Source organism: Streptomyces sp. NBC_00988, from assembly GCF_045162645.1.
Lineage (GTDB): Bacteria > Actinomycetota > Actinomycetes > Streptomycetales > Streptomycetaceae > Streptomyces.
In genome coordinates this window covers 4,161,009-4,184,806 of sequence record NZ_CP108730.1, presented here as the reverse complement: position 1 = coordinate 4,184,806, position 23,798 = coordinate 4,161,009, and the positions used below count along the sequence as shown (strand labels likewise).

The window sequence follows — 23,798 nt, the reverse complement described above, 5'->3', positions numbered from 1 at the left end:
GCTTGGTCCCCCGCTTTTCTCGTCCACTTCTCAACTCACCAAGACGGGTGGGTGGGTGGGAAACCGGTGGCGGTGACGACGCGCCGCGGTCACTTGGAGGTGGCGGTGGTCTGATGCCGCGTCTCTCGTCCACTTCTCGACTGGCCGACACGGGTGGGTGGGTGGGCAACCCCCTACCAGGGCGCAGGCGGCGGTGCTGTCAAATGGTCCGTCAGGCGGGACAACCGGTCACGGAAGCGCCGCCGCCCCCGCGTCGCCGGCAGCACGTTCTCCCCGGCCGCCGCGCTCACCAGGTGCTGCACGGTGTCGAGGTCCAGGTCCGTGCCCTCGGGTACGGGGAGCGACTCGTGGGCCAGGGCGGCGAGTTCGCGGTTCTCGGAGCCCAGGGAGAGGACGGTCGCCCCGGCCCGGCGGGCGTCGTGCACCCGCTCCAGGAGGGGGTCCCCAATGCCCTCCGCCGACACCACCAGCAGCGTCTCACCACGCCGGGCCGCCTCGATCCGGCCGAGCCCGACCGCCAGGTGCGCCGGATCCGAGGGACGCGCGTCATGCCGTACAAGAGTCGGTGCCAGCTCGGGCGTACCCGACCAGGCCGCCTCGTCGACGAGATGCGCCGCGAGATGCCACGGCTCGTAAGCCGGCGTGCCCACCAGCAGCAGCCCACCCCCGTGCGACACCACCGACCCGCGCAACACCCCCGCGAACCGTCGCGTCGCCCCCAACCACTCGGTCCCGGCGAGCACTTCACGCAACAGCGCGACCCGTACGGCATCCATGTCCGCGCATCCTGCCTCAACCGGCCGTTCGTGACGTGGAGTTCACCACGAATTCGCCCAACTTGGGGATGGTGCGGGCTCATAGGCCACACAAGGAGTCAACTCATGACAGAGGTAACCGTCCCCTTCGTCGCAGGCCAGGGAGGCTACGCGAGCTACCGGATCCCGGCGGTGGTGGTGACCTCCGCCGGCACCGTCCTGGCGTTCTGCGAGGGCCGGGTCGACTCCGCGAGCGACCACGGCCACATCGAGATCGTCCTACGGCGTTCCACGGACGGCGGCCGCACCTGGGGCCCGCTCACCGCCGCCGCCACCAACGGCCCCCATCTCGCGGGCAATCCGGCCCCCGTCGTCCTCGACACCGGCCGCATCCTGCTCGTGTACGTCCGCGCGACCGCCACCGCCACCGAGGACGCCATCCTGCGCGGCCAGGTGTCGGCGGCCGACGGGCGGCGGATCTGGGTGCGCTACAGCGACGACGACGGTGTCACCTGGTCGAGTTCGAAGGAGATCACCGCGCAGGTGAAGAAGCCCGAGTGGCGTTGGTACGCCACCACGCCCGGGCACGCGATCCAGCTGAGCACCGGCCGTGTGGTCGTCGCCGCCAACCACACGATCCCGCCCACCGGCAAGGACGTAGGAAATGAGGCGAAGTACAACAGCGGCCACTGTCTGCTCAGCGACGACAAGGGCGAGACCTGGTCCCTCGGTTACCTCGACGAGAACCCGGACGGCTACATCAACTGCAACGAGACCACCGCCGCCGAACTCCCCGACGGGCGCGTCTACTTCAACACCCGCAACGACGCGACGGCCCCCGGTCACCGCGCCGACGCGTACTCGGCGGACGGCGGCACGACCCTCGTGGAGCCCTTCCGCCCGCAGACCGGCCTCACCGCCCCGGTCTGCGAGGCCAGCGTCCTCCAACTCCGCGACCCCGACGTGCTGTTGTACTCCGGCCCCGGCGACCCGGCCGCCCGCGCCCTGATGACCCTGCGCGCCTCCACCGACGCCGGCACCACCTGGCGCCCCGTGCACACGGTCGACGGACTGCCCGCCGCCTACTCCGACCTCGTACGGATCGACGACGACACGGTCGGACTCCTCTACGAGACCGGCGACTTCGGGCCGTACGAGACGATCACCTTCCGACGGGTCCCCGTGACGGACCTCACCTGAGCCGATACGGGTGCGGAGGCGGACGTAAAGTCGGCCCATGACCTCTACCGACAGTGCTGCACAGCCCCCCGCGACGGCCTCCGGGACCGCCCCCGCGAAGGCCCCCGCCAAGGACCCGTGGGACCTCCCCGACGTCTCCGGACTGGTCGTCGGCGTGCTCGGCGGGACCGGGCCGCAGGGCAAGGGCCTCGCCTACCGGCTCGCCAAGGCCGGCCAGAAGGTGATCATCGGCTCCCGCGCCGCCGACCGCGCGCAGGCCGCCGCCGACGAGCTCGGCCACGGGGTCGAGGGCGCCGACAACGCGGAGACCGCGCGCCGCAGCGACGTCGTGATCGTCGCCGTGCCCTGGGACGGCCACGGCAAGACCCTGGAGTCGTTGCGCGAGGAACTGGCCGGCAAGCTCGTCGTCGACTGCGTCAACCCGCTCGGCTTCGACAAGAAGGGCGCCTACGCGCTGAAGCCGGAAGAGGGCAGCGCCGCCGAACAGGCCGCCGCCCTGCTGCCCGACTCGCGGGTCGCCGCCGCCTTCCACCACCTGTCGGCCGTGCTGCTCATGGACACGGAGATCGCCGAGATCGACACGGACGTGATGGTGCTGGGAGAGGAGCGCGCCGACGTCGAGATCGTGCAGGCGCTGGCCGGCCGTATCCCCGGCATGCGCGGTGTCTTCGCCGGGCGGCTGCGCAACGCGCACCAGGTGGAGTCCCTGGTCGCGAACCTGATCTCCGTCAACCGCCGCTACAAGGCACACGCGGGCCTGCGCGTCACGGACGTCTGAGCGGGTGGGGGACACTGGTGGCAACCGACCACCGGTGTCCCCTTTGTTCTGCCGACAGGAGCCGAACCCATGCCCCGCCTCGCCCTCTACGCCCTCGTCGTCTGCCTGCTCGCCGTGGCCGCGGCGGTCGTCTCCTTCGTGCAGGGCAACTGGATCGGGATCGTGTGGGTACTGCTCGCGGGCCTCTCGTCCAACATGTGCTGGTACTACCTGAAGCGCGGCCGCTCGGTCACCCGTTGATCGAGCAGAACTCGTTGGTGCCCTGCCAGAAGCGGTACAGGTTCTGGCCGCAGTAGGTCTCGAAGTCGCTGATGCCCAGCCCGCGCAGGATCGCGTCGATCACGTCGAAGAAGTACGTGTTGATCGACGGCACCCACAGCAGCGCGAACACGAACAGCAGGCCGAACGGCGCGAACGGCTCCACCTGCCGCTTGATGTTGTACGACAGCCAGGGCTCGATCACGCCGTAGCCGTCCAGGCCCGGCACCGGCAGGAAGTTCAGCAGCGCGGCCGTGACCTGGAGCAGCGCGAGGAACGCCAGCGCGAACCGGAAGTCACGCGGCACCCCGTCGAGCGAGTGCAGCCAGAACGGCGCGGTGCACACGGCCGCGAACAGGACGTTCGTCAGCGGACCCGCCGCCGAGATCAGACTGTGCTTCCACCGGCCCTGGATCCGGTTCCGCTCGATGAACACCGCGCCACCGGGCAGACCGATGCCGCCCATGATGACGAAGATCACCGGGAGCACGATGCTGAGCAGCGCGTGCGTGTACTTCAGCGGGTTGAGGGTGAGATAGCCCTTCGAGCCGACCGAGATGTCACCGCTGTGCAGCGCGGTGCGCGCGTGCGCGTACTCGTGCAGACACAGGGAGACGATCCAGGCCGCCGTCACGAACAGGAACACGGCGACGCCCGGCTGCTCGGCGAACCCGGTCCAGGTGGCCCAGCCGGTCACCGCCGTGACAGCCAGGATCCCGATGAAGACGGGACTGATCCGCCGGTCACTGGGGCGGGTGGTGGTGGCGGTCATGGGGGCGGGCTCCCTGCTGGGTCGGTGGACGCGAAGCCCGACGGTACCGGGCACTAGGGGAAAACGTCTCGCGAGCGGCCGTCGGTTCCGGGGAAGGTAGGGGAAGGGGCAGGGAACGGGGCCGGGGACGGGGGAAGGTGGGGACATGGGACTCTGACACGCGTTCTACGACCCCGTCACCCCTCGGGGGCTTCTTGGGGGGCTTCTCGGGTCGTCGTGCCGCGTCCGGCGCCGCGCCGCCGTAACCCCGTGACCGCTTTCCACGCCACCGGAGACAATGGACCCCGTGCGCTATCGCATTCTCGGCACCACCCAGGCACTCCGCCCCGACGGCACGCCCGTCCCGGTCGGCGGGGCGCGGCTGCGCGCCCTGCTCACCGTGCTCGCCCTGCGCCCCGGCAAGGCCGTACCCGCGAGCCTCCTGGTGGACGAGGTCTGGGGCGTGGACACGCCCGCCGACGCCACGGGTGCACTCCAGGCGCTGGTGGGCAGGCTGCGCCGGGCGCTCGGCGCCGACGCGATCACCTCGGCGGAGAGCGGCTACCGGCTCGCCGCCGCCCCCGACGACATCGACCTGCACCGTTTCGAGCGGCTGACGGGGGAGGGGCTGCGGGCGCTGGCCGACGGCAACCCCGCGAAGGCGGCCGAGGTCCTGGACGACGCGCTGGCCCTGTGGAACGGCCCGGCCCTGGCCGACCTCCCTGACCGCACGGCGGAGGCGGCCCGCTGGGAGACCCGCCACCTCGACGCCCGCCGCGCCCGCCTCACCGCGGCCGTCTCCCTCGGTGACGCGGACACCGCCCTCCCCGAACTGACCGCCCTCTGCGACACCCACCCCCTCGACGAACCCCTCCAGTCCCTACGCCTCCGCGCCCTCCGCGCGACGGGCCGCACAGCGGAGGCACTGGCCGCCTACGAGGACGTACGACAGCTCCTGGCGGACCGGCTGGGCTCGGACCCGGGGCCTGAACTGCGGTCGCTGCACGGGGAGTTGCTCAGCCTCGCCCCCGCGCCCAGTACGTCCACCTCCACCCCCGCAGTCGCACCTTCCCCCCGAGCCACCCCGCCCCCCGGCAACCTCCGCGCCCGCCTCACCTCCTTCGTCGGCCGGGAGGCCGACATCGATGCCATCCGGGGTGATCTCGCCTCGGCCCGGCTGGTGACGCTGCTCGGGCCCGGCGGGGCCGGGAAGACGCGGTTGTCGCAGGAGGCCGCCGAGGGGGTGCGGGACGCGGCGCGGGACGGGGTCTGGCTGGCCGAACTCGCCCCCGTGGACGACCCCGACGCCGTACCGACGGCCGTGCTCACTGCCGTCGGCGCGCGCGAGACCGTGATGTACGGCGCCGGCGCCGAGGCGATCCGGGCCGCCGGCGGTGAGCGGCACGACGCCCCCGTCGACCGGCTCGCCGAACACTGCGGCAGCCGCCGGATGCTGATCGTCCTCGACAACTGCGAGCACGTCGTGGACGCCGCCGCCCGCCTCGTGGAGACCCTGCTGGAGCGCTGCCCCGGCCTCACCGTGCTCGCCACCAGCCGCGAACCCCTGGGCGTACCGGGCGAGTTGCTGCGCCCGGTGGAACCCCTGCCCGACCCCGTCGCGCTACGGCTGCTCGCCGACCGCGGGGCCGCCGCCCGGCCCGGGTTCAGCGTCGAGGACGACCCCGAGGCCTGCGCCGAGATCTGCCGGCGTCTCGACGGACTGCCCCTCGCCATCGAGCTGGCGGCCGCCCGGCTACGGATGCTGACGCCGCGTCAGATAGCCGACCGGCTCGACGACCGCTTCCGGCTGCTCACTTCGGGCAGCCGTACGCTGCTGCCCCGCCAGCAGACCCTGCGGGCCGTCGTCGACTGGTCCTGGGACCTGCTCGACGCGGACGAACGGGACGTGCTGACCACCCTGTCCGTCTTCGCCGGTGGCTGCGACCTCGCCGCCGCCGAGGCCGTGTGCGGGCCCGTCGCGTTCGAGACGCTCGGCTCCCTCGTCGACAAGTCCCTTGTGGTGGCGGCCCCTTCGGGCGAGGGGGAGATGCGCTACCGGCTCCTGGAGACCGTCGCCGAGTACGCGGGCGAACGCCTCGACGAGGCCGGCCGCCGCCCCCGCGCCGAGCGCGCCCATCTGACGTACTACCGCGAACTCGCCCGCACCACCGACCCGTTGCTGCGCGGCCCCGGCCAACTCGCCGCCGTAGGACGGCTGGAGCTCGAATACGAGAACCTCCGCACCGCCCTGCGGCACGCCGTCGCCGAGCGCGACGAGCAGGAGGCGATCTGCCTCGTCCTGTCGCTGGTCTGGTACTGGCAGATGCGCGACGTCCGCATCGAGGCCCGCAACTGGTGCGTCGAGGTGATGGCGTTGGGCCCCGACCCCTTCACCGCCCCCGTCCAGCGCGCCGAACCCGTCTGGCAGCGCTGCACCGACGTCCCGCCCCCACTCACCGGCGAACTCCTCGCCGAGGCCCGACGCGGCGTCCATCTCGCCCATCTGGGCTGGATGGACACGGAGTTGGAGGCCTGGGAGGCACCGGCGGCGAAGGAGAAACTCCGCCTGATCACCGAGGTCTACGAACCCGGCCAGCCACAGACCTGCCGTACCCCCGGCATGCTCTGGTTCTACGCCGTGCTGATGACCGGCAACGTGGAGCGGCTGCCGGGCATCCTCGAAGCCGGCGTCCACACCTGCCGTGCCACCCCCGGCATGGAGTGGGAGCTGGCCACCACCCTCCAGATGCGCGCCAACATGCTCGCCAACCGCAGCGACTGGGCGGGCGACGCGGTCCGAGACGCCGACGAGTCGCTGGAGATCTTCCGCCGGCTCGGCGACGCCTGGGGCACCGCCGAGGCGCTCTCCGCACGGGCCGAAGCCCGGGAACGCATCGGCGAGTTCGGGCTCGCCGCCGCCGACTACGAGGCCGCGATCGAACGCGCCGAACAGCTCGGCGCCCACGGCCAGACGGCCGTGCTCGGCGCCCGGCTCGGCAGCGTGCTCGTCGAGGGCGGCGAGACCGAACGGGGCGAGCGCATCCTGCGCGAGGTGGTCGAGAACCAGCCGTACGGCAGTGGCAACGAGGCGATGCCCGCCGCCCGGATGTTCCTCGCGGGCTACCTCGCCCTGACCGGCCGGCCCGCGGAGGCACGCGAGCAACTGCGCCTGCTGCGCGAGCAGTTCTCCATCTCCCACTTCGTCGTGTTCGACGCGTACATCCTCGGCCTGGAGGCCTGGGTGGCGACGGTCGACGGCGACCACGACGAGGCCCTGGACAAGATCCGGGGGGCGCTGCGGCGGGCGGGCGACCCGCTGTCCGAGGCCATCGCCCCGCACATGACCCCGCTGTACCTGGGAGTGGCCGCGATCGCCCTCGCCGAGATCGACGGCGGCAGCCGGGCCCGTGACGCTGTCCGCTGCCTCGTCACGGCGCGGGCGCTGCTGCCGCCGTCGCATGTCGCGACGTCGATGGAGCGCGAGGTCTACCTCCGGGCCGAGCGGTGCGCGCGCGCCGCGCTCGGCGACGAGGCCTACGAGACCTGCGCGGCCGGGTACGCCGAAGGCGGCGGCCTCTCCGTGGAGGAGGCCGCCGCCCTGGTGTGACGCCGACGCGTACCGGTGGGACGCGACTGTGGTGCGTACCGGTCCGGCGCGGTCAGGTCTTGGTGCGGAACTTGTAGATCGAGATCGGGGCCATCACCGCGGTGAGCCCCACCGACCAGGCCAGCGTCAGCAGCACGCCGTGGGCGACCGGGCCGCCCACCATCAGCCCGCGGGCCGCGTCGGCCAGGGCGGACAGCGGGTTGTAGTCGGTGAAGTTCTGCAGCCAGCCCGGCATCGACCCGGTCGGCGCGAAGATCGACGAGCCGAACTGCAGCGGCATCAGCACCAGGAAGCCCATGGCCTGCACGGACTGCGCGCTCTTCATGGTCACGCCGAGGGTGAGGAACACCCACATCAGGGCCGAGCCGAACACCGCGGACAGTCCGATCGCGGCGAACATGCCGAGCCAGTGGTGGATGTGGAAGCCGACGAGGACACCGACGACCATCAGCACGGCCGACGCGACCAGCATCCGCATCATCTCGACCGAGATCTTGGCGATCAGCACCGAGGCACGCCCGATGGGCAGCGACCGGAACCGGTCCATGACCCCGGTGTGGAAGTCGGTGTTGAAGCCGGTGCCGACCCCCTGGGCCATGTTCATGCCCATCATGGCGAGCAGACCGGGCACGACGTACTGCACGTACGCCTCCTGCCCGCCGCCGAGCGACTGCCCGATCGAGCCGCCGAAGACGTACACGAACAGCAGCGTGAAGATGACCGGGAACAGGATGGCGTCGAACATCGACTCCGGGTCCTGCCGGATCCACAGCAGGTTGCGGCGGATCAGCGCGCCGGTGTGGCGCAGATGGTTGCGCAGCGGGATACGGGGGTCCGCCGCCGATACGCCGGCGGGGCTCACGGTGACGGCGCTCATACGGCGACCTCCTCGCGGTCGTGGGTGGGCACGGAGTCCTGCGGGGCGCTGGCGCGGTGTCCGGTGAGAGACAGGAACACCTCGTCCAGGCTGGGGAGTTCGGTGGTGATGGAGGCGATGGTGATGCCCCGGGCGCTCACCGCGCCCACCACGGCGGTCAGTTGCTCGTCGCTGAGGATCGGCACCAGGACGGTTCCGCTCTCCACGTCGACGGTGACGGTGGCGAGTCCGGTGATGCCCAACTCGTCCAACGCCCGTGCCAGCGGCCGCAGTTGCATTGGATCGGCAGGCCGAACACGCAACGCCCGCCCCCCGACCCTGGCTTTCAGCTCATCGATGGCACCACTCGCCACGACCTTGCCGTGATCGACGACGGTCAGCTCGGAGGCGAGCGCCTCGGCCTCCTCCATGTACTGGGTGGTGAGCAGCACGGTCACACCGCCGCCGACCATGGACTTCACCTCGGTCCACACCTCCATGCGGGTGCGGGGATCGAGCCCGGTGGTCGGCTCGTCCAGGAACAGCACCTGCGGGTGCCCGATCATCGAGGCGGCCAGGTCGAGCCGCCGCCGCATACCGCCGGAGTAGGTACTCGCCGGCCGCTTGGCCGCGTCCGTCAGCGAGAACCGCTCCAGCAGTTCGTCGGCGCGGGCCCGGGAGTCCTTGCGGGACAGGTCGAGCAGCCGCCCGATCATGTACAGGTTCTCCCAGCCCGGGAGCTTCTCGTCCACGGAGGCGTACTGGCCGGTGAGGCCTATCACCCGGCGCAGCTGGCGGGGCTGGCGCAGGACGTCGTAGCCGGCGACGGTGGCGTCGCCGGAGGTCGGGGCGAGCAGCGTGGACAGGATCCGTACGAGGGTGGTCTTACCGGCACCGTTCGGCCCGAGCACACCCATCACGGTGCCCTCCCGGACGTCCAGGTCGACGCCGTCCAGCGCCTTGGTCTCGCCGTAGTGCTTGACCAGCCCCCGCACGGACACGGCCGCGCCGCCGGAATTCTTGTCGATTCGCGTCATGCGGATGACAGTGCCAGGGTCTGCCGACAGAACGCCTACATCCCACCGACAGCCGCCGACAGCCACCTACACGTGACCGACGGCGTCTGTACGTGCACTTCTCGGCCGACCGAGACGGGCGGCAGGCGGCAAAGGGGCAGCCCGCCGACGGGGGAAGATCGGCGGGCTGCCATGGTGCCGCAATGGTTCAGATGGGCCAGACCCGGTCAGTGGACCGAGTGCTCCTCAAGCGGGAACGTCCCGCCCACGACATCCTCCGCGAACGCCTTCGCCGCGTCGCCCATGACCTGACGCAGATCGGCGTACTGCTTCACGAACTTCGGCATCTTCCCGCCGGTCAGCCCCAGCATGTCGGTCCACACCAGCACCTGCGCGTCCGTCTCGACGCCGGCCCCGATCCCGACCGTGGGAATGTGCAGCACCCGAGTGACCTCGGCCGCCAACTCCGCCGGAACCAGCTCCAGTACAACCGCGAACGCGCCCGCGTCCTGCACGGACTTCGCGTCCCGCAGCAACTGCTGAGCCGCCTCCTCGCCGCGCCCCTGCACCCGGTACCCCATCGAGTTCACGGACTGCGGGGTGAGCCCGATGTGCGCCATGACCGGAATCCCGGACTCGACCAGCAACCGGATCTGTTCGTGCGACCGCTCGCCGCCCTCCAGCTTCACGGCCCCGACGCCCGCCTCCTTGACCAGCCGGGTCGCCGAGCGGAGCGCCTGCACCGGCCCCTCCTGGTAGGACCCGAACGGCAGGTCGGCGACGATCAGGGCACGGCTCGTGCCCCGTACGACGGCCGCGGACAGCATGGCCATCTCGTCGAGGGTGACGGGCACGGTCGACTCGTACCCGAGGTGGCAGTTGCCCGCCGAGTCCCCGACGAGCATGACCGGGATCCCGGCCTCGTCGAAGACGGACGCGGTCATCGCGTCGTAGGCGGTGAGCATGGGCCACTTCTCGCCGCGTTCTTTGGCGAGGGCGATGTCCCGGACGGTGATACGTCGTGTGCCCTTGCCTCCGTACAGCGCCTTGCTGCCGTCGGAGGAGCTGTTCTTGCCAGCCTGGGCAGCCGAAAGCTGCGTCATTGCAACGGCTCCTTCAGTCATCTTGAGGCACCCTTACGGCGTCCCCAGATCCCCTCCATGGTGGCACCTCGTGCCACAGAGGGCCAGAGGGACCCCCGTCGCCCCCGTCACGTCCCGACCGGTACGCAGTCCAGTACGTAAGGCCTGAGTAAAATATTTACGATACGGCACGGACCCGTATCGTAATTGGCCAGCGGCTCCCTAGTCTGGACCGCATGACCACTCCACCCGTCCCTGGCACCCGGATACCCGAAGCGGTGCACCGCCGCCGCTGGGCCATCCTCGGCGTGCTGATGCTGAGCCTGCTCATCGTGGTGCTCGACAACTCGATCCTCAACGTCGCCATCAAGACCATCTCCACCCCGGCCCCGACCGGCCTGGGCGCGACACAGAGCGAGCTGGAGTGGGCGATCAACGCCTACACCCTCGTCTTCGCCGGTCTGCTGTTCACCGCGGGCCTGCTCGGTGACCGGATCGGCCGCAAGAAGGTCCTGCTCGGCGGACTCGTCGTGTTCGGCATCGGCTCCGCGCTCGCCGCCGAGTCCGGCTCGCCGGACCAACTCATCGGCTACCGCGCCCTGATGGCGCTGGGCGCCGCGTTCGTGATGCCCGCCACCCTCGCCGTCCTCATGAACGTCTTCGAGCGCGACGAGCAGCCCAAGGCCATCGGCATCTGGGCCGGCGGCGTCGGCCTGGCCATCGCGATCGGCCCGATCACCGGCGGCGTGCTCCTCGACCACTTCTGGTGGGGCTCGGTCTTCCTGATCAACGTCCCGATCGTGCTGATCGCCCTCGCCCTGATGATCTGGCTGGTCCCCGACTCCCGCGACCCCAAGCCCGGCCGCCTCGACCCGGTCGGCGTCGTCCTGTCCGTCGTGGGCCTGGTCCTGCTGGTCTACGGCATCATCGAGGGCGGCGAGCTCGCCGACTTCACGGCGCCCAAGGTGCTGGCGACGATCATCGCCGGTGTCGTGGTCCTCGCCGGGTTCGTCTGGTTCGAGAAGCGCAGCGACCACCCGTCGATCGACGTCACGTACTTCAAGAACAAGGTGTTCTCGGCCGCGATCGCCGCCATCGCGCTGGTCTTCTTCGCGCTGATGGGCGTGACCTTCTTCTCGGTCTTCTACACCCAGAGCGTGCGCGGCTACTCGCCGCTGCAGACCGGCCTGCTGATGCTGCCGCTGGCCGCCGCGCAGATGATCTTCGCGCCGCGGGCCCGGCTGGTCGTCAACCGGTTCGGCAACAGGATCACGACCGGCGTCGGCCTGCTGGTGCTCGCCGGGATGCTCGCCGCCTTCGCGACCCTCAAGGCGGACACGCCGATCTGGATCCTGGAGGTCATCTTCTTCCTCATGGGCGCCGGCATGGCCCACGTCATGACCCCGACCAGCGTCGTCATCATGCAGGCCCTGCCGCGCGAGAAGGCGGGCTCCGCGTCCGCGCTCAGCAACACCTTCCGCCAGGTCGGCGGCGCCCTCGGCATCGCCGTCCTCGGCTCGGTGCTGTCCACGGCGTACCGCAACGGCATCGAGGGCAAGCTCGGTTCGGTGCCGGCCGCACTGCGCGACACCGCCGGCGAGTCCATCGAGGCCACTCTCGGTGTCGCCGCGAAGCTCGGCCCGCAGGGCAGGGCCCTGGTCACCCCGGCCAACGACGCGTTCCTGCACGCCATGCACGTCACCGCCCTGTGCGGCACGGGCGTCGCGGTCATCGGCGCCGTAGTGGCGTTCCTGTTCCTGCCCGGCAGGCCTCCGGTCCCTCAGGAGGGCAAGGAGGAGCCGGAGTTGGTCGTCGTAGGGGAATAGCGACGACAATCACCTGAGACGGGAACGGGGGAACAGCGGAAGGGACGGAGTGAAGTGAGCCTTGCCGACAACGGCACCGGTACGGACAACGGCACCGACAGCGGGACCCGGGCGTGTGCGCCCACCAGAGGGCGTCCACGCAGCGAGGCCGTCGAACGGGCCATCACGGAGGGCGTGATGAAGCTCCTGGAGGACGGCGTGCCGCTGGCCGAACTCTCCATCGAGCGCATCGCCCGTACCGCCGGAGTCGGCAAGGCCACCATCTACCGCCGCTGGCCGGGCAAGGAGGAACTGTTCGTCGACGTCGTCCGCGAGGCCGAGCCGCAGGACCCCGAACTGCCCGGCATCTCGCTGCGCGACGACCTCGTGGCCATGATGGAACAGCTGCGCCAGCGCGGCCTGCTGACCCGGTCCTCGGCGCTCCTGCACAACGTCTTCGCGCAGATGAAGAGCACTCCGAAGGTGTGGGCCGCCTACCACGCGACGGTCGTGGAACCCCGTCGCCGCAAGCAGGTCGACCTCCTGCGCCGAGCACAGGAGAGGGGCGAACTCCGCACCGACATCGACGCCGAGCTGATGAACGACATGCTGGTCGGCCCGATGCTCCTGCGCACCGTCATGCGCTTCGACGCGGACCTCCCCGAGGGCCTGTCGGAACTCCTCGTGGACACGGTGCTGGTGGCCCTGCGACCCGTCAGTTCGTAGTCGGTGTGTGCGGCGCGCGAATGTGCGCGTTCCGTCACAGAAGGCACTGCGGCCGCGCGTGTTCGGAACTCCGGACACCGACTTGTTCGTCCTCGTGCCCGTACGGCCGTCATGGGACGGCGGATCGGAACCGATCATCCCCTAGGGTCGTAGGCGCGGGGACGATGGTGTGCACGGCAGGTAGTGAGGCGACGGTATGGCACAGCAGGCGTATGTGACGGAGACGGACGACGGCGGCTCGGGGGACGAGCCGCGCGGATCCCGGCTTCGGCGCCTGTGGAACAGACTGACCGGCGGCTGGCGCGGCGACCCGAGGATCTGGCGCCGGGGCCTGGTCCTCGCCGCGCTGGCGATCCTCCTCGCCCTCGTCATGTTCCTGCACTCACGCATCCCGAACCGGATCGGCAACCTCGGCAGCCTCACGGAGACGTTCCTGCCGTGGTTCGGGCTCGCGATCCCGGTCCTCCTGGTCCTCGGCCTGGTCCGGAAGTCGGCGACCGCGCTCATCGCCGTCGTCCTCCCGACGATCGTGTGGCTGAACCTCTTCGGCGGCCTGCTGCTCAGCGACAAGACCGGCACCGGCGGCGACCTGACGGTGGCCACGCACAACGTCAACGCGGAGAACCCCGACCCGTCCGGTACGGCCCGCGACGTCGCCGCGTCCGGCGCGGACATCGTCGCCCTGGAGGAACTGACGGCCTCGGCGGTCCCGACGTACGAGAAGGCACTCGCGTCGACGTACAAGTACCACTCGGTCGAGGGCACGGTCGGGCTGTGGAGCAAGTACCCGATGAGCGGCATCAAGGCCGTGGACATAAAGCTGGGCTGGACGCGCGCGATGCGCGCCACCGTCGCGACCCCCGAGGGCCAGATCGCGGTCTACGTCGCCCACCTCCCCTCGGTGCGGGTGAAGATCGAGGCCGGCTTCACGGCCCGGCAGCGCGACACGAGCGCCGACGCGCTGGGTGAGGCCATCGCCGCCGAGCCGCTCAAGCGGAAGATCCTCCTCGGCGACCTCAACGGCACGATGAACGACCGCTCCCTGAACGCCGTCACCTCCCAGATGCGCTCCACGCAGGGCGCGGCGGGCAGCGGCTTCGGCTTCAGCTGGCCGGCGTCGTTCCCGATGGCGCGGATCGACCAGATCATGGTCCAGGGCGTCGAACCGGTGACGTCGTGGACCCTCCCGAAGACGGGCAGCGACCATCTCCCGATCGCGGCCCGTGTGAACCTCGACACGAGCTCTTAACCTCGTGGAATAGCGGGCCTGGGAGTCTTTGTTCCGTAAATGAACTTAAGCTTGGCAGTACGGAACTCCGCTCTCCCTCGAAAGGCACAGGCACTTCCATGCCCCTGGCCCTGCTCGCTCTGGCCGTCGGCGCTTTTGGTATCGGCACCACCGAATTCGTGATCATGGGCCTCCTGCCCGAGGTCGCGGACGACCTCCACGTCTCCATCCCCACGGCGGGCCACCTGGTCTCGGCGTACGCGCTGGGCGTCGTCATCGGCGCCCCGCTGCTGGCGGCGGTGACGGCCCGCCTGTCCCGCCGCACGGTCCTGATCGGCCTGATGGTCCTGTTCGTGGCGGGCAACGTCCTCTCGGCCTTCGCCGCGAACTACGACTACCTCCTCGCGGCCCGCTTCCTGAGCGGCCTGCCGCACGGCGCCTTCTTCGGCGTGGGAGCGGTGGTCGCCACGACGATGGTCGCGCCCGAACGCAAGGCCCGCTCCGTCTCCCTGATGTTCCTGGGCCTCACGGTCGCCAACATCGTGGGCGTACCGGCGGCCACGCTGATGGGCCAACACCTGGGCTGGCGGGCCACTTTCCTCGGCGTCAGCGTGATCGGCGTCGCGGCGATAGCGTCGCTGGCGCTACTGATCCCGCACGACCACGCACAGGCGCCCGCGGTGGGCCTGCGCCGCGAGATGGCGGCGCTCCGCTCCCTCCCGGTCTGGCTGGCGCTGGGCACGACGGTGGCGGGCTTCGGCGCGCTCTTCTCGGCGTACAGCTACATCACCCCGATGCTGACGGACGCGGCAGGCTTCGCGGAGGGCAGCGTGACACTGCTGCTGGCCCTGTTCGGCGTGGGCGCCACGGCAGGCAACCTGGTCGGCGGCCGCTTGGCGGACCACTCCCTCCGCGGCACGTTGTTCGGCGGCCTGACGTCCCTGGCCGTCGTCCTGGCCCTGTTCCCCCTCCTGATGACGACGGAGTGGACGGCGGCACTGGCGGTCGTCCTACTGGGCATGGCGGCGTTCGTAACGGGCTCCCCGCTCCAACTGATGGTGATGGAGAAGGCGTCGGCGGGCCCGTCGTTGGCGTCTTCGGCGAACCAGGCGGCTTTCAACTTGGCCAACGCGGGCGGCGCTTGGATCGGCGGCCTTGCCTTGGCGGCAGGCTTCGGCGCTACGTCGCCTGCGCTGGCCGGTGCGGTGTTGGCTGTGCTGGGGTTGGGAGTTGCAGGTACGGCGTGGAGCGTCGACCGGCGTCGAGCAGTACCGGGGCGCGAGCGCGTGGTCGCAACCCATGTCCCCGAACAGGCACCGGCGTTGCACCCCTGACCTCTGCCCACCCTCCCACCCGTCTCGGCCGGTTGGGAGGGGTACCGGCCGCCCGACGGGCGTCAGTTGAGGATGACGCCGTACGAAGGCACCTCGTGTGCGCAGCGAGTGGCCTTCCGGTAGTCGATCGACAGCGGGTACCGCTTGATGTGCTTGAGCACGACCTCGCCCGTGTTCTTGCCGAAGATCCCGTCGACCGCCAACTGGGTCGTGGCCCAGTGGTAGTTGGAGTACTTCTGGAGCTTCTCGACCCCCAGCTCGGTCTGCGGGCCGAACTTGCCGTCCACCAGGAGGTGCAGGTCGAGGTAGTTGTTCACGAAGAACTGCACACAGCCGACCGATTCGGGGTTGTTGGCGTGCCCGTAGCCGATGTCCGGGATTCCGGGGTCCGCATGGGCGGTCGTCGTGCCGAGCCCCACGGTGAGGGCCGCGGCCAGGGTCACCGTGGCACGGCGGAGCAGGCGGGGCTGTCTCATCGGACCTCGTTACGGGTGAGGGTGGACGTCGCGGAACACCCTCACTCAGGTCCTCACCATGAACCAACCCCACACCGGTAAGCCGAGGACGAAAGCTGCCGGCCGCGTCCCGGAACAGCCCTAGTCGAACCGCTCCAGATCCCGCAGCCAAGCCGTAGCCGACCCATCGGACGGCGCCCGCCAGTCCCCCCGGGGCGACAACGACCCCCCCGCCGAAACTTTCGGCCCATTGGGCATCGCCGACCGCTTGAACTGTGCGAAGCCGAAGAAGCGCCGGCAGAACACCTCAAGCCAACGCCGGATCTCGGGAAGGTCGTACGCGACCCGCTTGGCCTCGGGGAACCCAGGGGGCCACGCCCCCGCCCCCACCTCGTGCCACGCGTGCCACGCCAGGAACGCGATCTTCGACGGGCGGAACCCGTAGCGCAGGACGTGGAACAGCGTGAAGTCGTGCAGCGCGTACGGGCCGATCTTCGACTCCGTCGACTGCATCTCCTCGCCCGGTACCAGCTCCGGGCTGATCTCCGTGTCGAGGATCGCGGTGAGGATCTTGCCGGTCTCCTCGTCGAACTGGTCGCTGCTGACGACCCAGCGGATGAGGTGCTGGATCAGGGTCTTCGGGACGCCGGAGTTGACGTTGTAGTGGCTCATCTGGTCGCCCACGCCGTACGTGGACCAGCCGAGCGCCAGCTCGGACAAGTCACCTGTGCCGAGCACGATGCCGTTGTGCTGGTTGGCGAGGCGGAAGAGGTAGTCCGTGCGCAACCCGGCCTGCACGTTCTCGAAGGTGATGTCGTACACCGGCTCGCCCGACGCGAACGGATGGTCCATCTCCTTCAGCATCAGCCGTGCCGTCGGCGTGATGTCCAGCTCGGCCGCCGTGACGCCGATCGCCCGCATCAGCGCGTGGGCGTTGTCCTTGGTGTGGTCGCTGGTCGCGAAGCCGGGGAGCGTCCACGCCAGGATGTCGCTGCGCGGGCGCCCCGCGCGGTCCATCGCCCGTGCGGCGACGATCAGCGCGTGCGTGGAGTCGAGGCCGCCGGACACCCCGATGACCACCTTCGGGCCGCCGATCGCCGCGAGCCGCTGCTGGAGGCCCTCGACCTGGATGTTGTACGCCTCGTAGCAGTCCTGCGCGAGGCGTTCCGCGTCGGCCGGCACGAACGGGAAGCGTTCCAGGCGGCGGCGGAGTCCCAAGTCGGTGAGCGGCGGGGCGAGTTCGAAGGAAACCGTGCGGAAGTCGGCCGTCCTCGCGCTGTGCGTACGGCGGTTGTCGTCGAACGTGCCCATCCGCTGCCGTTCCTGCCGGAGCAGGTCGAGGTCGACGTCGGCCACTGCGTACTCGTCGCCCAGCGGGAAGCGTTCCGTCTCGGCCAGCAGTGCGCCGTTCTCGTAGATCATCGCCTGGCCGTCCCAGGACAGGTCGGTGGTCGACTCGCCGAGGCCGGCCGCCGCGTAGACGTACGCGGCGAGGCAGCGGGCGGACGCCGAGCGGCAGAGCAGTTTGCGGTCCTCGGCGCGGCCGACCGTGATCGGGCTGCCGGAGAGGTTGACGAGGACCGTCGCGCCCGCGAGGGCCGCCTCCGCGCTCGGCGGCACCGGCACCCACATGTCCTCGCAGATCTCCGCGTGCAGCACGAGGGACGGTACGTCCTGCGCCGCGAACAGCAGATCCACCCCGAACGGCACGCTCTCGCCGCCCACTTGGATCGAACCGCCGCGCTCGTCGGCGCCGTCGGCGATCTGGCGGCGCTCGTAGAACTCGCGGTAGTTCGGGGGGTACGACTTCGGTACGACGCCCAGGACCCGGCCCCGGTGCACCAGCACCGCGCAGTTGTAGATCCGGTTGCGGTGGCGCAGCGGGGCGCCGACGACCAGCACCGGCAGCAGGTCCGCCGACCCCGTCACCACGTCCCGTAGCGCCTCCTCGACCTGGTCCAGGAGGACGTCCTGGAGGATCAGGTCCTCGATGGAGTAGCCGCACAGGCCCATCTCCGCGAAGACGGCGACGGCGACGCCCTCCTCGTCGCACCGGCGGGCGTGGCGCAGGACGGCCTCGGCGTTGGCGTGCGGGTCCGCGATCACGGTGTGGCCCGTGCAGGCGGCGACGCGGGCGAAGCCGTGCTGATAGATCGACCAGAAGTTCAGTGGAGGCACGGGGTCCACTGTAATCGCCCGTAATCGTCAGAGCGACACAATGGGGTGGCGCGAGGTGTGGTGCACCCCACGCCACCCCATTACAGGTGACTACTTGTTGCCGCTACGAGGTCAGTGGTGACCCTGCGAGCGGCTGAACGACGAGACGTAGCCGTCCGCGGGCGTGCCCACGCCGGTGACGTCGTCGTAGCCCTTGACCGCGGACAGCGAGCTGTCCTTGCCGAGGCTGCGGACCGAGGTCAGCAGGCCTTCGGAGGCGTCGAACGCGTTGGCGAAGTCCACGCGCGCCACCGCCAGGCCGGAGCCCGTCGGGTTGTCGGTCACGTCGTGGTAGGCCTTCGTGCCGTACTTGGAGTAGATCGACGGGTTGGCGAAACCGATCGCCTTGCCGCCGCGCGCCTCCTGGGCCAGGGCCTGGACCGCCGCGATCACCGGGGAGGCGAGCGAGGTGCCGCCGATCCGGTACTCGCTGTACTGCTCCGAACCGTCGGGGAAGGTCTGCGTCTGGCCGACCTTGAATCCGGTGTTCGGGTCGGCGATCGCCGAGATGTCCGGGACGACGCGGTTGCCGGTGGCGCTGTTGGCCTTGGCGAGCGCGTCCGGGACGACACCCTTCTGGTAGAAGGGCTCGGCCACCGTCTTGCTGGTGCCGCCGCCCGCGCCCGAGGTGAAGGCGCCGGGGAAGCTGGTCCAGCTCTTGCCGTCCGTGGACAGCGAGGCCTTCTCGGTTCCCCAGCCGGTCTCCCACAGGTACTTGTCGCCCTTGCCGACCGCCAGCGAGGTACCGCCGACCGCCGTCACCCACGCCGAGTTGGCCGGGGTGTCGACCTGCTTCACCTTGGTGTTGGCGACCTCGTCGCCGTTGTCACCGGAGGAGAAGTAGAAGCCGATGCCCTCGACCGCGCCCAGCTGGAACACCTGGTCGTAGGCGGCCGCGAGGTCCGGGGTCTGGTTGGCCTCGATGTCGCCCCACGAGTTGGAGACGATGTCGGCCAGGTGGTTGTCGACGACCTTGCTGAGCGAGTCAAGCAGGTCGTCGTCCATGCAGGAGGCGGAGCCCACGTACGTGACGTCGGCGGCCGGAGCCACCGCGTGCACGGCCTCGACGTCGAGGGTCTCCTCGCCGTACCAGCCCGAGGCGTCGCACTCGTCGGCACCGGTGTTGGTGTACTCCGAGGGCAGGACCTGGTGCAGCTGGCTGGTCTTCCAGGACGCGTCGCCGTGGTTCTTCGCGTACTTGGCCGCGTCGAAGGCGATCGTCGGGGAGGCGTACGCGTCGGTGATCGCGACCCGCACCCCCTTGCCCGTGTACTTGCCCGCGCCGTAGGCGGCACGCAGCTGCTTGCCGGTGTACCCCTCGACGGCGTACGGGATCTTCTTGCCGTACGCGCTGGGCAGCGTGGTCGCGGTGTTGGAGCCGTAGTACGAGGAGAACGGCCCCGCGTTCTTGAACACCGCGGTCGGACCCGGCAGCGCGTCGTCGTGGTTCGCCGTGTGCGGCGCGTTGTCGAGACCGGTGACGGTCAGGACGGCACCGTTGAGGCTGTCCGGCGCGGAGGCCGTCTTCGACGGGGCGCGGTAGGTCTTCGAGCCCTTCGAGTAGTTGTGCAGCGAGGTGCTGAACGCCTTCTCGACCGCGGCCACGTCACCGGAGACCGTGACGTAGTGCTGCGTGGTGCCGGTGACCTTCAGCCCGGCGGACTTCAGCCAGGACTTGACGGCGGTCACCTGGGCCGTCGTGGCGCCGAAGCGCTGCTGCACCTGAGCGGCGCTCAGGTACTTGCCGTACAGGGCCGAACTCGGGTCCGAGACGGACTTGGCGTACGCCGCGAGACCGGAGGCGTTCCGGCCGGCGAGGTAGACCCGGGCGGAGACCTGGGAGCTGTCGGAGGTCGCTCCCTTGTCCGCCTTGGTCGTCGCCCACGCGGGCTTGGTGCCCGCGAGCGTGTCCCGGCCCGGGCTGTCCGCGGCGTGCGCCGCGGGTATGCCGAGCGCCAGCGCCCCGGCGATCATGGGCAGTGTCGCTGCCATGCTCACGCCGGCGCGCCTGGTGGCGCGATTGGATCTCATAAAACCCCCTGCTATGCGGTTCGACGCATGGAGTGGTTGGTCGTCGTCGATCCCTACGGAACCCGCGGCGGGAAGGTCCGTGGATGGATCACACGTGGGGGCCACTCTTTCGATGAACCGTTCATGCCAGGGGAACGCAAAAGTCAAGAGAACCCCAAGGAACCTTCACCCAGGGCGAATTGGGGGCTTTTTTCCTTACGGGCGTGTAACGAACGACCGGGGATGCTTTACGAACGCGCTTTTGAGCCACGTTCCTTGAGCATGTCGGCCATCAACTGGATCTCCGACTGCTGCGCGTCGACCATCCCCTGCGCCAGCCGCTTCTCCACCCCCACCCGGCACTTCTCCACACACCCCTCGGCCATGTGGATACCGCCCTTGTGGTGGTCCGTCATGAGCTGCAGGAAGAACACCTCGGCGGGCTTGCCGCTCAGCGTGTTCAGCTTCTTCAGCTCGGTGTTGGTCGCCATCCCCGGCATCAGCGCGCCGTCCTTGCCGGACGCCATGTCCCCCATGCCCATCCAGGTCATCGGCGGGTCGGCCGACACCTTCGGCAGGTTCCACAGGTCCAACCAGCCCAGCAGCATGCCCCGTTGGTTGGCCTGCGTCTGCGCGATGTCGTATGCGAGGCGCCGCACTTCGACGTTCTTCGTACGGTCCCGCACGATGTACGACATCTCGACGGCCTGCTGGTGATGGACCGCCATGTCCCGCGCGAAGCCCGCGTCCGCCGAATCGGCCGTAGGAGTGGGGGAGTTGCTCGACCCGCCACCGTCCTCGGCGACCGCGTACGTGATCGCGCCGGCCGCGACGAGCGCCGTCGCCGCGGCCCCGGCGATCAGAGCCGCGGACCTCACTGCGACAGCCCGCCCGTGCACGCGGCGCCCGGCTCCGGCGTCTGGCTGCCCTGCACGAACTTCTCGAAGAACGTGTTCACGGCCGGGTCGCTCGCGCTCTTCACGGTCCGCTGGTGCCCCCACGCCGACAGCGTGATCGGGTCCTTCTGGCTGTCGTACGGGCTCATCAGCGAGTACGGCGTCGACTTCACCTTGGCCGCGAGCGCCTTGATGTCGGCCGCCGAGGCCTTTGTGTTGTACGTCACCCAGACCGCGCCGTGCTCCAGCGCGTGCACCGCGTTCTCGTCCTTGACGGCCTTGGTGTAGACGTCGCCGTTGCAGTTCAGCCAGACCGGGTTGTGGTTGCCGCCGACCGGCGGGTGCATCGGGTACTTCACCGTGCCCGTGACGTGGGTGCGGCCCAGCGTGCCCTTCCACGTGTTCACACCGTCCGCACCGGCGACGAAGTGCCCCGAAGCGGAGTTCTTGGAGTCGCTCGCGGAACTGTCCTTCTTGCCGGACTGCGCGTGCACGACCGCGACCCCGCCGACGACGAGACCGGCGACGACCACCGCGCTCGCCGCGATCTTCACGATCCGGGTGCGTCGCTCGCGGGACTGCTCGGCGCGCCGCATCTCCTCGATGCGGGCCTTGCGCGCCGCGGTACCGGTGTTCTTGGCGGAACCCATGAGGTATGTGTCCTTTTTGGGGGAAGGGACGGGGAAGGGGCAGGAAGGTCGGGCCCTGCTGATCGTAGTGGGCAGAAACACGTTCTCGTAGGGCGCCCACAGCAAAGTCGGGGGAACGCCAGGGTCACCCCCGGACCAGGCATTACGAATGTCAGTCCGAGCAGGCAAGATGGTCACAAGAGGGGCAAGAGCGCAGGACACCTGCCGTACGCGAGCCGTTCAGCCCGAGGTCGGCCGGTCGATCATGGTCGGCAACGCGCACGAAATGGTGTTGTGGTGGGATGCTCAGGTGCCCGACCGCCTCCTGCGGTACGAGGACAGGCGGCCTGACCAGCAAGGATGGGGAAGCGGAAGATGGACAAGCAGCAGGAGTTCGTGCTCCGGACGTTGGAGGAGCGCGACATCCGGTTCGTACGGCTGTGGTTCACGGACGTGCTGGGCTTCCTCAAGTCCGTCGCCGTGGCCCCCGCGGAGCTGGAACAGGCCTTCGACGAGGGCATCGGCTTCGACGGCTCCGCGATCGAGGGCTTCGCCCGGGTCTACGAGTCCGACATGATCGCCAAGCCGGACCCCTCCACCTTCCAGGTCCTGCCGTGGCGCGCGGAGGCCCCCGGCACGGCCCGCATGTTCTGCGACATCCTCATGCCGGACGGCTCCCCGTCCTTCGCGGACCCCAGGTATGTGTTGAAGCGGGCCCTCGCCAAGACCTCCGACCTGGGCTTCACCTTCTACACCCACCCGGAGATCGAGTTCTTCCTCCTGAAGGACCGCCCCCTGGACGGCTCTCGCCCGACGCCCGCCGACAACTCCGGCTACTTCGACCACACCCCGCAGAACGTGGGCATGGACTTCCGCCGCCAGGCGATCACCATGCTGGAGTCGATGGGCATCTCGGTCGAGTTCTCCCACCACGAGGGAGCGCCGGGCCAGCAGGAGATCGACCTCCGCTACGCGGACGCCCTCTCCACGGCGGACAACATCATGACGTTCCGCCTGGTCATGAAGCAGGTGGCGCTGGAGCAGGGCGTGCAGGCGACGTTCATGCCGAAGCCGTTCTCGGAGCACCCGGGCAGCGGAATGCACACGCACCTCTCCCTCTTCGAGGGAGACCGGAACGCGTTCTACGAGTCCGGCTCGGAGTACCAGCTCTCCAAGGTCGGCCGCTCCTTCATCGCGGGCCTGCTGAAGCACGCGGGCGAGATCTCCGCCATCACCAACCAGTGGGTCAACTCCTACAAGCGCATCTGGGGCGGCTCCGAGCGCACGGCCGGCGCCGGCGGCGAGGCCCCCTCGTACATCTGCTGGGGCCACAACAACCGCAGCGCCCTGGTCCGCGTCCCGATGTACAAGCCCGGCAAGACCGGCTCCGCGCGCGTGGAGGTCCGCTCCCTGGACTCGGGCGCGAACCCGTACCTGGCCTACGCCCTCCTCCTCGCCTCCGGCCTCAAGGGCATCGAAGAGGGCTACGAACTCCCCCCGGGTGCCGAGGACGACGTCTGGGCCCTCTCCGACGCGGAACGCCGAGCGATGGGCATCGAGCCCCTGCCCCAGAACCTGGGCGAGGCCCTCACCCTGATGGAGCGCAGCGACCTCGTCGCCGAGACCCTGGGCGAGCACGTCTTCGACTTCTTCCTGCGCAACAAGCGGCAGGAGTGGGAGGAGTACCGCAGCGAGGTCACGGCGTTCGAGCTGCGGAAGAACCTGCCGGTGCTGTAGGCGCAGGTCAGAGCGGGTTTCCTGCTGATTCGGCGAGTGGGGCTGACGGTCACGGACCGTCAGCCCCACCGTGTCTTGCGGGCCCTGGGCCGTCTCTGGGCCGTCCGAACGCATCCCCGACTCGCTGTAGCTGCCCTCGGTGCTCGCTCTCAGCGTTGGTTCGGTGTACCGGAGAACTGGCTGGCGTTGCTTGATGGCGGCAGGGCACTCAACTTTCCCCACATCGCTCAAGTGCCTGCGCAGGCGCGGGCTGGCCCCTGGGCTCCGGCCCCTCTGCGCCTCCGGCGCCGGGGCCAAGCCCTGGGGCCGCAGCAAGTTACGGCCCCGAGTAGAGACCTGAACATGCAGTAGCCACGGTCACGACCATGCCTCCGGCGGGGGATCAGCCGGCACCGGGATGGATAGGGGCGCCGTTCGCGACTGCGGGTTCGTAGGGGCGTGGGCGGAGTGCTCCCATC

Annotated in this window: 19 protein-coding genes; 9 read left to right on the top strand and 10 right to left on the bottom strand. The window is 69.9% G+C overall.

Features of this window, described 5'->3' with window-relative positions; genetic code table 11:
• Window positions 1-173: 173 nt before the first annotated feature.
• Window positions 174-776 (bottom strand): hypothetical protein, encoded by a 603-nt coding sequence (locus tag OG496_RS19015; protein ID WP_405971702.1) that lies wholly within the window; start codon window positions 774-776, stop codon window positions 174-176.
• Window positions 777-881: 105 nt separating this feature from the next.
• Here OG496_RS19015 and OG496_RS19010 point away from each other — a divergent pair, with 105 nt between their 5' ends.
• From OG496_RS19010 to OG496_RS19000, 3 genes are all read left to right on the top strand, one after another.
• On the top strand, window positions 882-1,955 hold the full coding sequence (locus OG496_RS19010; protein WP_405971701.1) for an exo-alpha-sialidase: 1,074 nt from the start codon (window positions 882-884) through the stop codon (window positions 1,953-1,955).
• A gap of 37 nt (window positions 1,956-1,992) precedes the next feature.
• Window positions 1,993-2,733 carry an NADPH-dependent F420 reductase gene (gene npdG / locus OG496_RS19005; protein WP_405971700.1) on the top strand — a complete coding sequence of 247 codons (741 nt, stop codon included), beginning with the start codon at window positions 1,993-1,995 and terminating at the stop codon, window positions 2,731-2,733.
• Window positions 2,734-2,802: 69 nt separating this feature from the next.
• A complete protein-coding gene (locus tag OG496_RS19000; RefSeq protein ID WP_405971699.1) occupies window positions 2,803-2,973 on the top strand; it encodes a hypothetical protein in 171 nt (56 codons plus the stop codon).
• Here OG496_RS19000 and OG496_RS18995 read toward each other — a convergent pair.
• On the bottom strand, window positions 2,963-3,763 hold the full coding sequence (locus OG496_RS18995; RefSeq protein ID WP_328683724.1) for a site-2 protease family protein: 801 nt from the start codon (window positions 3,761-3,763) through the stop codon (window positions 2,963-2,965). The genes OG496_RS19000 and OG496_RS18995 overlap by 11 nt on opposite strands.
• Window positions 3,764-4,040: 277 nt before the next feature.
• Between OG496_RS18995 and OG496_RS18990 the strand changes: the two genes are divergently transcribed.
• Entirely contained in the window at window positions 4,041-7,349 is a 3,309-nt protein-coding gene (locus OG496_RS18990; protein ID WP_405971698.1) for a BTAD domain-containing putative transcriptional regulator, read from the top strand.
• A 52-nt stretch (window positions 7,350-7,401) separates the two neighbouring features.
• On the opposite strand, the gene OG496_RS18985 is transcribed toward OG496_RS18990, so the two are convergent.
• The 3 genes from OG496_RS18985 to panB form a co-directional block, all read right to left on the bottom strand.
• Window positions 7,402-8,226, bottom strand: a complete 825-nt coding sequence (locus tag OG496_RS18985) for an ABC transporter permease (protein WP_365299765.1) — start codon at window positions 8,224-8,226, stop codon at window positions 7,402-7,404.
• Window positions 8,223-9,242: an ATP-binding cassette domain-containing protein gene (locus tag OG496_RS18980; RefSeq protein WP_405971697.1), complete on the bottom strand. Its 1,020-nt coding sequence runs from the start codon at window positions 9,240-9,242 to the stop codon at window positions 8,223-8,225. Before OG496_RS18980 ends, OG496_RS18985 begins: the two co-directional genes overlap by 4 nt.
• Window positions 9,243-9,448: 206 nt before the next feature.
• A complete protein-coding gene (panB, locus tag OG496_RS18975; protein WP_405971696.1) occupies window positions 9,449-10,324 on the bottom strand; it encodes a 3-methyl-2-oxobutanoate hydroxymethyltransferase in 876 nt (291 codons plus the stop codon).
• A 215-nt stretch (window positions 10,325-10,539) separates the two neighbouring features.
• Between panB and OG496_RS18970 the strand changes: the two genes are divergently transcribed.
• The 4 genes from OG496_RS18970 (at window position 10,540) to OG496_RS18955 (ending at window position 15,396) form a co-directional block, all read left to right on the top strand.
• The gene (locus OG496_RS18970) at window positions 10,540-12,129 is read left to right on the top strand and encodes an MFS transporter (protein ID WP_405971695.1); all 1,590 of its coding nucleotides are present in this window, start codon (window positions 10,540-10,542) and stop codon (window positions 12,127-12,129) included.
• 54 nt (window positions 12,130-12,183) lie between these two features.
• Entirely contained in the window at window positions 12,184-12,834 is a 651-nt protein-coding gene (locus tag OG496_RS18965) for a TetR/AcrR family transcriptional regulator (RefSeq protein WP_405971694.1), read from the top strand.
• Between the two features lie 196 nt (window positions 12,835-13,030).
• Complete coding sequence (locus OG496_RS18960) at window positions 13,031-14,083, top strand: endonuclease/exonuclease/phosphatase family protein (RefSeq protein ID WP_366491237.1); 1,053 nt, start codon at window positions 13,031-13,033, stop codon at window positions 14,081-14,083.
• 98 nt (window positions 14,084-14,181) lie between these two features.
• Window positions 14,182-15,396 carry an MFS transporter gene (locus OG496_RS18955; RefSeq protein WP_405971693.1) on the top strand — a complete coding sequence of 405 codons (1,215 nt, stop codon included), beginning with the start codon at window positions 14,182-14,184 and terminating at the stop codon, window positions 15,394-15,396.
• Window positions 15,397-15,458: 62 nt separating this feature from the next.
• Here the strand turns inward: OG496_RS18955 and OG496_RS18950 are convergent, their stop codons facing one another.
• From OG496_RS18950 to OG496_RS18930, 5 genes are all read right to left on the bottom strand, one after another.
• On the bottom strand, window positions 15,459-15,872 hold the full coding sequence (locus OG496_RS18950) for a peptidoglycan-binding domain-containing protein (protein ID WP_366491239.1): 414 nt from the start codon (window positions 15,870-15,872) through the stop codon (window positions 15,459-15,461).
• A gap of 120 nt (window positions 15,873-15,992) precedes the next feature.
• Window positions 15,993-18,029: an NAD(+) synthase gene (locus OG496_RS18945; RefSeq protein ID WP_405971692.1), complete on the bottom strand. Its 2,037-nt coding sequence runs from the start codon at window positions 18,027-18,029 to the stop codon at window positions 15,993-15,995.
• A gap of 111 nt (window positions 18,030-18,140) precedes the next feature.
• A complete protein-coding gene (locus OG496_RS18940; RefSeq protein ID WP_366491401.1) occupies window positions 18,141-20,060 on the bottom strand; it encodes a S53 family peptidase in 1,920 nt (639 codons plus the stop codon).
• Between the two features lie 266 nt (window positions 20,061-20,326).
• On the bottom strand, window positions 20,327-20,956 hold the full coding sequence (locus OG496_RS18935) for a DUF305 domain-containing protein (protein ID WP_405971691.1): 630 nt from the start codon (window positions 20,954-20,956) through the stop codon (window positions 20,327-20,329).
• The gene (locus OG496_RS18930) at window positions 20,953-21,624 is read right to left on the bottom strand and encodes a DUF3105 domain-containing protein (RefSeq protein WP_405971690.1); all 672 of its coding nucleotides are present in this window, start codon (window positions 21,622-21,624) and stop codon (window positions 20,953-20,955) included. Before OG496_RS18930 ends, OG496_RS18935 begins: the two co-directional genes overlap by 4 nt.
• A 354-nt stretch (window positions 21,625-21,978) precedes the next feature.
• Here OG496_RS18930 and glnA point away from each other — a divergent pair, with 354 nt between their 5' ends.
• Window positions 21,979-23,340 carry a type I glutamate--ammonia ligase gene (gene glnA / locus OG496_RS18925; RefSeq protein WP_019064820.1) on the top strand — a complete coding sequence of 454 codons (1,362 nt, stop codon included), beginning with the start codon at window positions 21,979-21,981 and terminating at the stop codon, window positions 23,338-23,340.
• Window positions 23,341-23,798 lie beyond the last annotated feature (458 nt).